Below are 13,346 nucleotides of genomic sequence, written 5' to 3'. Positions count from 1 at the left end.
GAAGTGCCCACGAAGAACCCTTCGACAGGCTCAGGGACCGAAAACGGGTCAGAACGGGGCGGGGTCAGGTTCGGTCCGGTGGTATCTGCCGTCGGGTGTCGTCCACTCGAGCACCCCACCGGGACCATGGTCGAGATTCCATCCCGGAAGGTGCTTCATCCGATGGTGATGTCGACAGAGACAGGCGAGGTTCCCGACATCCGTCGTCCCGCCGTCCTCCCAGGCGACGGAATGGTCGAGGTCGCAAGCCCGGGCACGTCTCCCGCAGCCCGGTGCTCGACAGGTGCCGTCCCGCAGGCGTACAGCGCGTTGGAGGTCGGCCGGAACGCGGTACTGATTCCGGCCGACGGAAAGGACTGCGCCGGTCTCGGGCTGGACCAGGATCCGGGTGAAGCTCGGGGCGTTCACGGCGATACGTGCTGCGGTCTCCGGGTCGATGGGTCCGTACCCGTCGAGCACGGCCGGGGCATCGCTCACGCCGGCCATCGTGAGCGCCGGGACCGTGATCTGCACGGTCGGCGTGATGTGCTCCTGGACCTCGATCGGGTGCGGGAGCACCAGGCTCAACATCACGTCGTCCGGCGTGACACCGGTGAGCGCAAGCGCCGCGAGCGCGTCCGCCTGCAGCTGTCCGCAGGTGCGGGTGTCGCCGGCCTTGCGCGATTCCGCCGCTGCCGTCTCGACCCGCTCGATGATGCCCTGCGCGATCGGCGCGGTGGTGAACAGGTGCACCCAGGCCATGCCGTCGGCGGCGGGTTCGAATTCGATCCGACGGTCAGCCTCTGAACGGGTTGCGCGTGCGGTGATCGATTCCGGGTGGAGGCGCTCGCGCAGAACGCGGGCACGCTTCCGGAGGTACGCATTGGTGGAGTGTTCGGCGACCGACAGGACCTCGGCGAGGAACACCGCTCGCCCTGCGGTCGGGACGTCACTGAGCTGGTCGATGATCGTCTGCGCATGCCGCGCCGAGATACGACCGGCTTCGAGCGAGGCGAGTACAGCCGGCGCTTCGTTCACGAGCAGTTCGGCATCGTTGGTCGCACGCTGAACCGTCTGCTCGGGCGTGCGCGTCGCCATCGCGAGCGCCGCACACGTCGACCGACGCGAGAGGGCCTGACGTTCCGCCGGCGGGAAGATCGCCGGAACCGTGGCGTCGGCGAAGGCGTCCGCGTAAGCGGCGGAACGGGCGAGGAGCCGAGCCTCCTCGGCGTCCAGAGCAGCACGCCGACGCTGGATCTCCGCGAAGTGGTCCGAGAACTCCGCGAGGCGTGCGGCGTATTCGTCGCTCGCGCGGATCGCGGTGATGGTGGTCTCGGTCATGGGACAAGTCCACCATGGACCACTGACATTCCAGATGCTGAGTCGAGCCGGTTGTGGAAGTCTCCTCGTGTGCCCTTCGACAGGCTCAGGGACCGGGAGAGGCATGCCGGATTCGCCGGGTTCTCCGTGCGCCCTTCGACAGGCTCAGGGACCGGGAAAGGGTTGCTCGAGGAGCGGAGGGGATTCGGGTGGACCTCCTCCGGTCACTGAGCTTGTCGAAGTGCCTACGTGCGCCCTTCGACAAGCTCAGGGACCGGGGAAGGGTTGCTCAGGGAACGGGGAAGGGTTGCTCAGGGAACGGGGAAGGGTTGCTCAGGGACCGGCGAGGGTTGCTCGCGGACCGGGGGTACTCAGGGAACGGTCTCGGTCGCCGAGCGTGCCGAAGGGCGACATGCTCCCAGTCCGCTCACCGACCCGTGAGCGCCTTCACGACCTCGACCGCGGCAGGCCCGTCGAGCGACGGATGACCCGCCCACTGCCCGCCGGTGACGGACACTTCGGCGTCCGGCAGCACCACCGTCGTGACGATCACCGCGGCGACTCCGGTCTCGACCGTCGCGCTGTACGCGATCCCGCCGGCAGCCTCGATGGTCGTATCCGGGATCGGCGTGAGCCCAGCGGCGGCGAGCTCATCGGCCGACAGCGCCTCACTCGGTTCCGGCGAGACGACGACCTCCACCGATCGGATGTCCGCCGCGTCGATCGTCCCTTCCGGCGCCTCCCAGCCGCAGAGGGTCCCGTACTCGTCCGCCCCGTTGTCCTCCCGCGCCACGAGTCCCTCGATGTACGGCGCGACGGCCGCCTGCACCGCCGCGCAGTCGACCTGCAAGGGCGATCCGTCTCCCGAGCCCCCGCTCGACGTCTCCGCCGGCACCGTCGCAGCGGGCGATGCACTACCGGCGGAGTCACCACCGGGCCCACTCCCACCAGAGCACGCCGACAGCGCGAGCACGATCGTTCCGAACACGAGAAGCGGCACTCCTACCCGCTGCAACACACGCATGATGTCGACGATATTGGTTCCGGAGTAGTGTCCGGAAGAGACCGACGGGAGCAGCGCGATGAAACCGACGACCCGCACCGACAGCGATCACGGCGACCACACCCCCGACCGCGACTGCGTCATCGCGGGTGGCGGCCCGGCCGGCATGGTGCTCGGCTACCTCCTCGCCCGGGCCGGCCTCCGCGTGACCGTGCTCGAGAAACACGCCGACTTCTTCCGAGACTTCCGCGGCGACACGATCCACCCCTCGACCATCGAGTTGCTCGGCGAGCTCGGCCTGCGCGAGCGGTTCCTGCGGCTGCCGCTCAACCGGTTGCAGACGATGGACGCCGTGATCGACGGCCTGCGGATGACGATGGTCGACTTCCGCACCCTGCCGGCGCCCGACCGCTTCCTCGTCCTCGCGCCGCAGTGGGACTTCTTGAACTTCCTCGCCGAGGAGGCCGCCGCACTGCCGAACTTCGAGCTCCGTCTCCGCACCGAGGCGACCGGCCTCATCGTGGAGCGGGGCCGGGTCCGCGGCCTGCGCGCGACCACGACGACCGCCGACGGCGCAGCGGCCGACACCGACCCGGCGGCCGGCACCTCCACCGACGTCGAGATCCGGGCCACCCTCACGGTCGCGGCGGACGGACGCACCTCTGCACTCCGCGACGCGGCCGGACTCATCCCCGACGAGAGCGGCGTCCCGATCGACGTCCTGTGGTTCAGCCTGCCGAAGCCCGCCGACCCGCCGCCGCCGACCCTCGCCTACCTCTCGCCGCGCGGCATGGTCCTCACGATCGACCGGGGTGACCGGTACCAGTCCGGCATGGTCATCCGGAAGGGCGGCGCGGAGCTGTTCCGAGCCGAGGGCCTGCCGTCGCTCCGGCAGCGCATCGTCGATGCTGCGCCCGTCCTGCGTCCGGTGGTCGACACCTTGACCGACTGGGACCAGGTCAAGCTCCTCTCGGTCCAGCTCAACCGCCTCGACCGCTGGTACCGCCCGGGCTTCATCGCCATCGGCGACGCAGCGCACGCGATGTCACCGATGTTCGGTGTCGGGGTCAACTACGCGATCCAGGATGCGGTCGCCCTGTCCAATGCGATCGCCGGCCACCTCGCCGCTGGGGACGCACCGTCCGAAGTCCTCGCTGCCGTCCAACGTCGACGCGAGCAGCCGGTCAGGATCATGCAGCGCATCCAGCGGGGCAGGACACCGGGTGATCTCCCGCACGACCACGGGCGACCGAATCGCACCGCAGTGGGTGATCCGCCTCATGCGGCTCGCCGGCCCGGTCGTCCGGCCGCTCGCGGCGAGGTTCATCGGCATCGGGCTCCGAGCAGAGCACGTCACCACGCCGGAACGGAGAGGATAGGGCAGCGGGCGCGGGTCCTCAAGGTCGGGTGGTGAGCCTCCGCTGGTCGTAACGTGGACGCTGCAGACGTGACCTGAGCGTCTGCGCCGGTGCTGCTCCTCAACCTGGCGCCGGCGCGGCTGTGGGGCGCCGCTTCCGCCACGCCCCACAGCCGTCACCACGGACCCTCCGCCGGATCTCACTCGTAGCGGAGCGACTCCACCGGATCGGCCTTGGCGGCACGGGCGGCGGGCAGGGTCCCGGCGAGGAACGCGATCACCATGACGACCAGGACGATGATCCCGAGCGACACCGGGTCGAACGCGATGAGGTCGAGGCCCGGCAGGTCGGCGAGGAGCGATCCGGACAGCGCGGCACTGATGCCGGTGCCGGCCAGCACCGCGATACCGACGCCGATCGCACTGCCGAGGAAACCGATGAACGCGGCCTCGAGGCTGAACAACCCGAAGACCTTCCCGCTACCCATCCCCATGGCCTTCATCAGCCCGATTTCGCGGGTGCGCTCCTGCACGGACATGAGCAGGGTGTTCACGATCCCGAAACTGGCCGCGAGGAGGGCGATGATCGCGAAGGCGTTGAGGACGAGGACGATCCCGTCGATCACCGTCTTGATGGTGCCGAGCTGGTCCGCGACGGTCGTGCCGGTGTAGCCCGCGTCGGCGAGTCGGTCCTTCAACGCCGTGACCTGCTCGTCGGTGGCGTCCGCGCTGAACCGGATGGACGCCTGCGCGTACCGCTCGACCTGGTCGGACGGGACGCCGATGTTCTGCGTCTCGTAGAGGAGGTCGGTGAGCGCGGCGTTCGGCACGATCGAGGCGCCCGTGGGCGAGGCGAGACTCTCCTCGGCGACTCCGACGACCGTCGCGTCCACGGTGTGCTGCGTGCGCTGCGCATCCGTGATGGCGACCGTGACCGTCTGCCCGACCGCGTCGGCGTCGCTTCCGAAGCCGAGCGGTTCCACATAGGAGGTGGGGAGCACGAGCTGGAGCGTGTCGGTGTCGTCGTCGGGCTGTGCACCGTCCAGCAGTGTGACGCTCTGCCCGGAGATGAGGCCGCCGACACCGACGACGTACTTCGTGCCGCCGCCCGACTCGATGTAGTCGGTCGAGATCGACTTCACGGCCTGCACGTCGAGGACGCCGTCGATCCCGCCGAGCTCGTCGAGATCGGTCGGCGTGAGGGCGACGACGGTCGATCCCGGCGCACCGGCACCGGTGGAGGCGACCGCGTCCGGGTCGTACTCCTTCGGCCCGCTCGTGGCCCCACCCAGCCCGCCGCCGGTGTCGGCCGTCTTGGTGACGGTCATCGTGTCGGACGCGCCGACGCTCGACACCGTGTCGTCGATGTAGGCGTTGATGCCGGTGCCGAGCCCGTTCGTGAGGGTGAGGGTGAACGCTCCGACGAAGATCGCCAGGATGGTCAGGATGGTCCGGGTCTTGGACCGGAACGTGTTCGCGACGGCGGTCCCGATGAGGTCGACGGTTCTCATGCGGCCACCGCCTCGTCCTCGACGAGCAGTCCGTCTCGGATGAGGATCCGCCGATCACATCGTGCCGCCAGTTCCTCGTCGTGCGTGACGACGATGAGGGTGATGCCGCTCTCCCGGTTGAGGGAGAACAGGATGTCCTCCACGACGGCGCCGGTCGCCGTGTCCAGGTTGCCGGTCGGCTCGTCGGCGAAGATGATCCGCGGGTTGTTGACGAGCGCGCGGGCGATCACCGTCCGCTGCTTCTGCCCGCCGGAGAGGTTCACCGCACGGTTGCGCGCCTTGTCCTCGAGCTGGAGCTGCGCGAGCGCGGCGAGCGCCCGGCGACGTCGGTCACCGCGGCGGACGCCGGCGATCTTCATGGGGAGCAGGACGTTCTCGAGCACCGTCGCGTTGGCGGTGAGGAAGAACTGCTGGAACACGAACCCGAAGGTCTTGTTCCTGGTCGTGTTGAGGCGGCGACCGCGGAGGGTGCTCGTGTCGACCCCTTCGAGCTCGACGGTGCCGGAACTCGGTGCGTCGAGGAGCGCGAGCACGTGCATGAGCGTGGACTTGCCGGAGCCGCTCTTCCCGACGATCGCGACGCTCTCGCCGGCGTGGATGTCGAAGCTCACCCCCTTCAACGCGTCGAACCGGTTCTGACCGCGACCGTAGGAACGCCGGACGTCCCGGACCGAGATGATCGGCGGCGCTGTGGTGTTCTGCATGGTGTCTCCTCGTCTGGGGCCGGGTACTCCGGCACCACTCCAGACTCGCGGCGACGCCCGTCCGACGCGTCCCCCTCCGGCGGACACCCGTGTACCGCGTCCGTGGTACCGCGGAATGCCACGTGCGGAGGAGTCGCCGGGCGCCGGTTCCCGGCAGACTGGGCCCATGACCTCCGTGACGCAGGATCACCGGGTGCGCGATCCGCATCCGAGACCCCCGGCGTGGGTGGGCGATGTGGTGGCCGCGGTCCTCATCATCGCCTCGGCGTTCATCCCGTTCCCCAACGCGGAGTTCCGTCCGGGCAGCCCGCTCGTCGTCGCCCTGGTCGTCGCGCCCGCGCTCCTGCTCCCGCTCCGTCGACGCTGGCCCATCCCGGTGCTCGCGGCCGTCGTCGCCTGTTACGGTGCGGCGGCGATCACGGGGACCCTCGCTCCCGGTGTCGTGATCGCGGCCGCCATCGCGATGTTCGGGGTGGCGGTGCGCTCCGCGCGGCGGACGACCCTCATCACCGCCGTCGCGACGATGGTCGCCGTCGCCCTCCTCAGCCTGCTCGCGTCGATCGGCAGCTTCGACCCGCGGACGGTCCAGTTCGCGGTGCTGATCGCGTTCGCCGCCGCGGCCGGAGACGGGACCCGCTCGCGCCGCGCATACATCCTGGCGATCACCGAACGCGCGGAGCGGGCCGAACAGACCCGTGAGGCCGAGGCGAGGCGGCGGGTGACCGAGGAGCGGCTCCGGATCGCGCGGGACCTCCACGACACCGTCGCCCACCAGATCTCGGTGATCAGCCTGAACGCCGGGGTGGCGTCGAGCTCCCTGGAGACGCGGCCGGAGAAGGCGAAGGAGGCGCTCGTCTCGATCCGCCGGGCGTCACGGACGGTGCTCGGCGAGATCGGTGATCTGCTCGAGGTGCTGCGCAGCGACAGCGACGACGCCGGCGTGGGCTCCCGGGGAACGCTGCCGCAGCCGGGACTCGACCGACTCGACGCATTGATCGCCGAGTTCACCGCCGCGGGCCTCGACATCACGACACGGATCGACCCCGACGCACCGAAGCTGTCGACCGCCACCGACATGGTCGCGTACCGCGTCGTCCAGGAGGGGCTGACGAACGCGCTGAAACACGGTCATGAGCGTCGTGCACACGTGCTCGTGGAGGGCGAGAACGGGAGGATCGTCGTCAGCGTGAGCAACCCGACGGCACCCGGCGCCACGCGTGAGCAGGCCGACGCAGCGCCGACCACCGGACACGGACTCCTCGGCATCCGTGAGCGCGTCGCCGCCGTCCGCGGGTCCGTCGACGTCGGCGCGACTCCGGGCGGCTGGCGGCTGTCCGCGAGCCTCCCGACCGGCGAGCCGACTCAAGCACACCCGACACACCCCGAGGAGTCCCCCGCATGACCACCGTGCTCGTCGTCGACGACCAGTCGCTCATCCGCCAGGCCGTCGCCGACATCCTCTCGTCCGAGGCCGACCTCGAGGTGGTGGGCGAAGCCGTCGACGGCGCGCAGGCGGTGTCACTCGCGCAGGAGCTGCGACCGGACGTCGTGCTCATGGACATCCGCATGCCCGTGCTCGACGGCATCGGCGCGACCTCGGCGATCTGCACCGACCCCGACCTCTCGGACACGCGGGTCCTCATCCTCACCACGTTCGAGGAGGACGAGAACCTCATCGCCACCCTGCGAGCCGGCGCGAGCGGCTTCATCGGTAAGGGCTCGGAGCCCGAGGAGATCGTCCGCGCCGTGCGCGCGGTGCACGCCGGCGACGCACTCCTGTCCCCCGCGGCGACCCGGAGTCTCATCACGAGGTACGTCGTCGCTGCGGGGGAACCGACGAGCCCACGCGCGGTCCCCACCGAGCTGGCGCTGCTCACCGAGCGGGAACTCGAGGTGCTGCTCCTCGTGGCCCGCGGACGGTCGAACCAGCAGATCGCCGACGACCTCGTCATCTCACCGCACACCTCGAAGACCCACGTGAACCGCATCATGACCAAGGTCGCCGCTCATGACCGCGCCCAGCTCGTCATCCTCGCGTACGAGAGCGGCCTGCTGCGGCCGGGTGCCGACGACTGAACCGGTACTGTCGTCCTGTCCACGACGCCGTCCGGCTCGCGGGCCCAGCAGACGAGGAAGTGCGATGGCCGGATCCCCCACAGCCCGACAGACGGCGAGCGCGCTGCCTGCCCTCACGCCCGGGCCGCACCGCCGCCACCTCGGCCTGATCTCGATCGTCGCCTGTTTCGGCGGGTTGCTCTTCGGCTACGACACCGGAGTGATCAACGGGGCGCTGCGTCCGATGACCGCCGAGCTCGGGCTCACCCCGTTCACGGAGGGCATCGTCACGAGCTCGCTCGTCTTCGCGGCCGCCGTCGGTGCGCTGCTCGGCGGCCGGGTGTCGGACGCGTGGGGCCGGCGGCGGAGCATCATCGTGCTGGCGGTGCTCTTCTTCGTCGGGACGCTCGTGGTCGTCTGCTCGCCGAACGTCGAGTTGCTCGTCGCCGGTCGCGTGCTCCTCGGACTGGCCGTCGGCGGTGCCTCCGCCGTCGTCCCGGTCTACCTGGCGGAGCTCGCTCCGTACGAGATCCGAGGATCGATCACCGGCCGGAACGAGGTCGCGATCGTCCTCGGACAGCTGTCGGCGTTCGTGATCAACGCCGTCATCGGCAACGTGTTCAGTGAGCACACGAGCGTGTGGCGCATCATGTTCGCCGTCTGCGCCCTGCCCGCGGTCGCCCTGTTCGTCGGCATGCTGCGGATGCCCGAGTCACCACGCTGGCTCGTCGACCACGGTCGCCGCGAGGACGCGCTGGACGTCCTGCGGACCGTCCGCCCCGACGACCGCGCCGTCGCCGAACTCGCGGAGGTGGAGGCGTCCATCACCGCGCAGCGCGACGAGCACCGGATCGGGCTCGGGGCCGTCCTCCGCAACCCGTGGCTCGTGCGCATCCTGCTCGTCGGTGTCGGCGTCGGGATCGCCCAGCAGCTCACCGGGATCAACTCGATCATGTACTACGGGCAGACCGTGCTCGTGGAGTCGGGTTTCGACGAGAGCGCCGCGCTCATCGCCAACATCGCGCCCGGCATCATCGCCGTCATCGGCGGCTTCATCGCCCTCACCTACATGGACCGTCTCGATCGACGGAAGACGTTCATCATCGGCTTCTCACTCACGACGGCGTGCCATCTGCTCATCGGCTTCTCGTCGATGGTGCTCGAGCCGGGCGACCCGATGCGTCCATGGGTCATCCTGTTCCTCGTGGTCGTGTTCGTCGGCTCCATGCAGACGTTCCTCAACGTGGCGGTCTGGGTCTACCTCGCCGAGGTCTTCCCGCTCCGGATGCGCGGTCTCGGCATGGGCGTCTCGATCTTCATGCTCTGGGTCGCCAACGGGTTCCTGGCGCTGTACTTCCCGTCGCTCGTCGACGGCCTCGGCATCACCGGGACCTTCTTCGTCTTCGCGGGTGTCGGCGCGCTCGCGCTCCTGTTCGTCGCCACCCAGGTGCCCGAGACGCGTGGGCGGAGCCTCGAGGCGCTCGGTGAGGACGTGTCGACCGGCGCGATCTTCACCCGGAAGCGGTGACCTCTGACTAACCCGCGAGGTGGTCGATGAGGATCTTGGTGCCGATGAGGATCAGGATGACACCACCGGCGATCTCCGCCGGCTTGCCGAAGCGCTGACCGACGCGACGGCCGATGAAGACGCCCAGGAAAGCGAGCACGAACGTCGTCAGTCCGATGAGGACGACGGCTTCGAGGATCGAGCCGGGAAGGAACGCGAGCGTGATGCCGATGGCGAGCGCGTCGATACTCGTGGCGAGCGCGAGGATGAGGAGCCGCCGGACGTCGATGCGGTCGGAGTCGACCTCGGTGTCCTCGTGGCTCGAGAACGCCTCCCAGAGCATCTTGCCGCCGACGAGGGCGAGCAGGCCGAAGGCGACCCAGTGGTCGACCTCGGTGATGTACCGCGCGAACTGCGTGCCGAGGACCCAGCCGATGAGCGGCATGACCGCTTGGAAGAGCCCGAAGGTGCCGGCGATCACGAGGGCGTGACGCACGTTGAACCGCCGCATGTGCAGGCCCTTGGTGAGGGCGACGGCGAAGGCGTCGGCGGAGACGCCGAGCGCGATGAGGAGCAGCGGCCAGAACGTCATGTCGCGAGGTCTCCCTGTGATGCGTCCTGGACGCGGAGATGCGTTCGGGCGCCGTGCCGCGAGGACCCGTCAACGTTGCCAGCGCGGCGTGGCGGCGGCAAGCCGAGACGCCCGATTGCCAGCATTTCGCCTCGCCTAACCGGATCGTTCGGGTCGCCTGCGCTCGAGGATCGGTCCGACGAACTGTGGAGGCAGCTGCGCGGAGACGCACCCTCCCACGCGGCCGGGATACGCTGCTGGCATGCCTGCCGCCGACGACGCACCAGACGCTCCCGACATCGAAGCCCTCCTCGCCGCAGCCGCGAACGACCGCTCGAACGCCCCCGCGTTCCTGACGGCGCTCCTCGAGAGCACCGTGATCGTGGCGGGGACCGTGACCGACGACGGCATGGCGACCCTGGCGGATCTCCTCGACTCGGACGGCAGCTCGGTGCAGCCGTTCTACACCTCGAAGGCGCGCTTCCAGGAGACGCTCCAGGTCGTCCCGTCGTTCGAACAGCACCTCCTCGCCCTCCCCTGCCGCGTCCTGTGGCAGATGACCCGAGGCGCGAGGCTGGTCCTGAACCCGCATTCCACGCACGGCAAGGAGTTCCTCCCGGGCGAGATCGCCCAGCTGCTCGACGGCGAGGCGGTGCTCACACCGCGCGTCGTCGAGCGCGAGACCGAGGTCATGGTGGGACAGCCGGCTCGCATCCCACCGGGGATGACCGAGACGCTGACCGCGGTCCTCGCCGAGCACAGCGAGGTCGATGAAGCGGTGCTCGGCTGGAAGGTCACCCCGCAGGAGGGCGGGACGTTCGACGAGTGCTACCTCCTCGTCATCGTCGGCGCCCCGACCGCCCGTGAGACGATCAGCGGTCCCCTCGCACGGGCCCTCGCGACGTACTCGGCCAGCGTGCCGATCGACGTCATGTACGTGGCGCCGGGTGCGAAGCATCTCCTGAGTGGTGTCCCGCCGTTCCACCGCCGCAAACGAGGGCTGTTCCGGCGACGATGAGCAGTGGGCTGAGTCGAACGGCGCCCGCGATCGCACGTGGCGCACGCGTCCTCACGATCGCCGCGCTGCTGGGCGTCCTCACAGCGTGTAGCGCGCCACGGTCGGAGGTGCCCACCGAGACCCCGCCCGGATCCACCCCGACGTCGTCGGCCGCGCTCCCACCCCCGCCGACGTCCGCCTTCCCGGGGCTCGCCTGCGACGCGCTCGTCCCTGACGCGGAGGTCGCATCCTTCCTGGGCGCCGCAGCCGCGCCGCGACCGCTCACCATCGACGACGCCCCGGTCCTGCAGGACGGCGGCAATATTTGCGCCTGGGTCGACGAAGCGGCCGGCACCTCACTGACCGTCCGAATCGTCGGAGACGGCGTCGACCACTGGGCCACCTTCAACCACTGGTACGAGCACACCGACTGGAGCGACAGCGTCGGCGAGATCAACGGGACGATGTGCTCGGACGGCGCCTGCTCCGTCCACGCGCTCGACGGCGAGCGGTTCATCGAGGTCGATGCGGCAGGGCTCGACGACCCGGCCGGAACCCGCACGGAGGAGCTCGCCCGGGCGGTGCTCGCGGCGGCCCCGGTCCCGGCTCCCGCCGAGTCCCCGTCGTCGTCGGCACCCACCTCGCGCTCGTGCGCCACGGCGCTGCCGGTGGACACCGCGGTGGCGCGCCTCGGTGCTGCCGCCGCCGGCGCGAGCTACGTGAGCACCGCGACACCGAGCTACCACCTCGTGCAGGACTCGCTCCAGCGGGTCGGCGGACTCGACTGCCGACTGCTGTCCGCGGATTCCCGCGAGCTCGTCCGGTTCACGGTGCTCCCCGGAGGCGCCTGGGTGCTCCGCGAGGACAGTCCGGTCGGCGCCGTGGACTCGGCCGGGAGCGAGCACTCGGCGCAGGCTCGACGTGGCGACGACTGGGTGCGTCTGCAGGCGCCCGGCACGAGCGAGGAGACCACACGGGCCCTGCTGGACGAGCTCCTCGGCTGAGAGCGGTGCGCGCTAGAAGACCGGCCGGTCGGCTACGGAGACGACGACCGCGGCGATCACGGTGGCGACGGTGAGCGCGACGGCGACGACCCACTGCACACGAGGCACGGCACGGCGGATCACGAGGACCAGATGGACCAGCAACGCCAGCACCGCCAGGGCGGCGATGACGGTGCCGACCACCGCCGGTTCGAACACGGCGATCTGCTTCGTCGCCAGACCGTCGGCGCCCGGCGCCTGGTACCAGGTCATCGTGGTCTGCGTCGCGACGACCACCAGGCTGAGCGCGGCGATCACGAGCAGGGCTGACGCTCCGAGGATGCGTTGGACGCGGGACATGCCCTCAGTATGCCGACCGCCGGTCGCACACGGGCGAACGCCCCACCCACGGATCGTGGGCGGGGCGTTCGTGCTCCGGTCAGGCCTCGAGCTCCGGTCAGGCGTTGATCGACTGCGGGTGGTCGGTCGTGGAGTCGACGGTGATCTTCCGCGGCTTCGCGCGCTCACTCACCGGGATGATCACGGAGAGCACGCCGCTGTCGTAGGACGCGGTGATGCCGTCGAGGTCGACGCCCTCGCCGAGGGTGAACTGCCGCAGGAAGTGGCCGCCACCGCGCTCGCGTGCGAGCCAGCGGACACCCTCGCGGCTGTCGGCCGTGCGCTGGGCACGGATGGTGAGCTGACCACCGTCGACGTCGACGTCGATGGATCCAGGGTCGATGCCGGGGAGGTCGGCGACCATCATGTACCGGTCGCCGTCGCGGAAGAGGTCCACCGGCATGGGCCGGGGTGCGCGCACGGAGTCCAGGACGGAGGCCGCGAAGCGGTCGAGCTGGCTGATGGGATCGAGGGTCATTGCCATGGGTGTTCTCCTTCCCTGTCGCCCGATGACGGATCGGGCTCATCGATTGTCAGTGCCCGGAAGTCTCAGATCCGGGGGTTCGGATCTGCACTTCTTGGTGTAGATTTTTTATACATCCGAGACCCGATCCGTTGCAACCCGTTCAAAGGAAATCTCAAGCATGGCCGATCGTGACGGCACGACACCCGTGTACGGCATCGCCGTCGCGGCCCAGCTCGCCGGTGTCCCGGAGGCGTCGCTGCGGCTCTTCGAAAGCAAAGGCCTCCTCACCCCGTCCCGGACCGAGGGCGGCACCCGGCGCTACAGCGAGGACGACATCGAGCGACTCAAGCGCGTCACGGATCTCCGTGACGACGGCGTCAACCTCGCCGGCATCGCTCGCGTGCTCGATCTCGAGGACATCAACCAGGGCCTCCGCGACCAGCTCGACGCCGACCAGGACTGAGCGTCGGGTCGATCCCACCGTCGGCAGATGG

14 protein-coding genes are annotated in these 13,346 nt (G+C 69.8%); 7 read left to right on the top strand and 7 right to left on the bottom strand.

All coding sequences use genetic code 11. From position 1 onward, the window contains the following. Window positions 1–48 precede the first annotated feature (48 nt). On the bottom strand, window positions 49–1,320 hold the full coding sequence (locus HOW07_RS09920) for an HNH endonuclease signature motif containing protein (RefSeq protein WP_175116813.1): 1,272 nt from the start codon (window positions 1,318–1,320) through the stop codon (window positions 49–51). Between the two features lie 406 nt (window positions 1,321–1,726). Beyond that, window positions 1,727–2,287 carry a hypothetical protein gene (locus tag HOW07_RS09915; protein WP_175116812.1) on the bottom strand — a complete coding sequence of 187 codons (561 nt, stop codon included), beginning with the start codon at window positions 2,285–2,287 and terminating at the stop codon, window positions 1,727–1,729. A gap of 94 nt (window positions 2,288–2,381) precedes the next feature. Between HOW07_RS09915 and HOW07_RS09910 the strand changes: the two genes are divergently transcribed. Then, a complete protein-coding gene (locus HOW07_RS09910; protein ID WP_254628273.1) occupies window positions 2,382–3,716 on the top strand; it encodes an FAD-dependent oxidoreductase in 1,335 nt (444 codons plus the stop codon). Window positions 3,717–3,859: 143 nt separating this feature from the next. On the opposite strand, the gene HOW07_RS09905 is transcribed toward HOW07_RS09910, so the two are convergent. Together HOW07_RS09905 and HOW07_RS09900 are read right to left on the bottom strand one after the other, a co-directional pair. Further along, entirely contained in the window at window positions 3,860–5,170 is a 1,311-nt protein-coding gene (locus HOW07_RS09905) for an ABC transporter permease (RefSeq protein ID WP_121289177.1), read from the bottom strand. Then, window positions 5,167–5,874: an ABC transporter ATP-binding protein gene (locus tag HOW07_RS09900; RefSeq protein ID WP_056779793.1), complete on the bottom strand. Its 708-nt coding sequence runs from the start codon at window positions 5,872–5,874 to the stop codon at window positions 5,167–5,169. Before HOW07_RS09900 ends, HOW07_RS09905 begins: the two co-directional genes overlap by 4 nt. 166 nt (window positions 5,875–6,040) lie before the next feature. Here HOW07_RS09900 and HOW07_RS09895 point away from each other — a divergent pair, with 166 nt between their 5' ends. The 3 genes from HOW07_RS09895 (at window position 6,041) to HOW07_RS09885 (ending at window position 9,457) form a co-directional block, all read left to right on the top strand. Beyond that, window positions 6,041–7,276: a sensor histidine kinase gene (locus tag HOW07_RS09895; RefSeq protein ID WP_175116811.1), complete on the top strand. Its 1,236-nt coding sequence runs from the start codon at window positions 6,041–6,043 to the stop codon at window positions 7,274–7,276. After that, window positions 7,273–7,950, top strand: coding sequence for a response regulator transcription factor (locus HOW07_RS09890; protein ID WP_175116810.1), 678 nt, complete (start codon window positions 7,273–7,275; stop codon window positions 7,948–7,950). The genes HOW07_RS09895 and HOW07_RS09890 overlap by 4 nt, the downstream gene beginning before the upstream one ends. Before the next feature lie 64 nt (window positions 7,951–8,014). Then, window positions 8,015–9,457, top strand: a complete 1,443-nt coding sequence (locus tag HOW07_RS09885; protein ID WP_175116809.1) for a sugar porter family MFS transporter — start codon at window positions 8,015–8,017, stop codon at window positions 9,455–9,457. A gap of 7 nt (window positions 9,458–9,464) precedes the next feature. On the opposite strand, the gene HOW07_RS09880 is transcribed toward HOW07_RS09885, so the two are convergent. Continuing rightward, the gene (locus HOW07_RS09880; protein ID WP_175116808.1) at window positions 9,465–10,028 is read right to left on the bottom strand and encodes a manganese efflux pump MntP family protein; all 564 of its coding nucleotides are present in this window, start codon (window positions 10,026–10,028) and stop codon (window positions 9,465–9,467) included. Window positions 10,029–10,269: 241 nt separating this feature from the next. Between HOW07_RS09880 and HOW07_RS09875 the strand changes: the two genes are divergently transcribed. Together HOW07_RS09875 and HOW07_RS09870 are read left to right on the top strand one after the other, a co-directional pair. Next, complete coding sequence (locus tag HOW07_RS09875; RefSeq protein ID WP_175116807.1) at window positions 10,270–11,025, top strand: enhanced serine sensitivity protein SseB C-terminal domain-containing protein; 756 nt, start codon at window positions 10,270–10,272, stop codon at window positions 11,023–11,025. A 107-nt stretch (window positions 11,026–11,132) separates the two neighbouring features. After that, the gene (locus HOW07_RS09870; RefSeq protein ID WP_175116806.1) at window positions 11,133–12,008 is read left to right on the top strand and encodes a hypothetical protein; all 876 of its coding nucleotides are present in this window, start codon (window positions 11,133–11,135) and stop codon (window positions 12,006–12,008) included. A 12-nt stretch (window positions 12,009–12,020) separates the two neighbouring features. Here the strand turns inward: HOW07_RS09870 and HOW07_RS09865 are convergent, their stop codons facing one another. Both HOW07_RS09865 and HOW07_RS09860 read right to left on the bottom strand, forming a co-directional pair. Next, window positions 12,021–12,347 (bottom strand): hypothetical protein, encoded by a 327-nt coding sequence (locus HOW07_RS09865; protein ID WP_121289164.1) that lies wholly within the window; start codon window positions 12,345–12,347, stop codon window positions 12,021–12,023. A gap of 97 nt (window positions 12,348–12,444) precedes the next feature. Then, complete coding sequence (locus tag HOW07_RS09860; protein ID WP_071261327.1) at window positions 12,445–12,870, bottom strand: Hsp20/alpha crystallin family protein; 426 nt, start codon at window positions 12,868–12,870, stop codon at window positions 12,445–12,447. A 160-nt stretch (window positions 12,871–13,030) separates the two neighbouring features. On the opposite strand from HOW07_RS09860, the gene HOW07_RS09855 reads away from it, so the two are divergent. Beyond that, complete coding sequence (locus tag HOW07_RS09855) at window positions 13,031–13,315, top strand: MerR family transcriptional regulator (RefSeq protein ID WP_064295887.1); 285 nt, start codon at window positions 13,031–13,033, stop codon at window positions 13,313–13,315. Window positions 13,316–13,346 lie beyond the last annotated feature (31 nt).

Source organism: Plantibacter sp. MCCC 1A11337, from assembly GCF_013349365.1.
Classification (GTDB): domain Bacteria; phylum Actinomycetota; class Actinomycetes; order Actinomycetales; family Microbacteriaceae; genus Plantibacter; species Plantibacter flavus_A.
The sequence above is the reverse complement of the archived record's forward strand: the minus strand, read 5'-3'. Positions and strand labels throughout refer to the sequence as shown.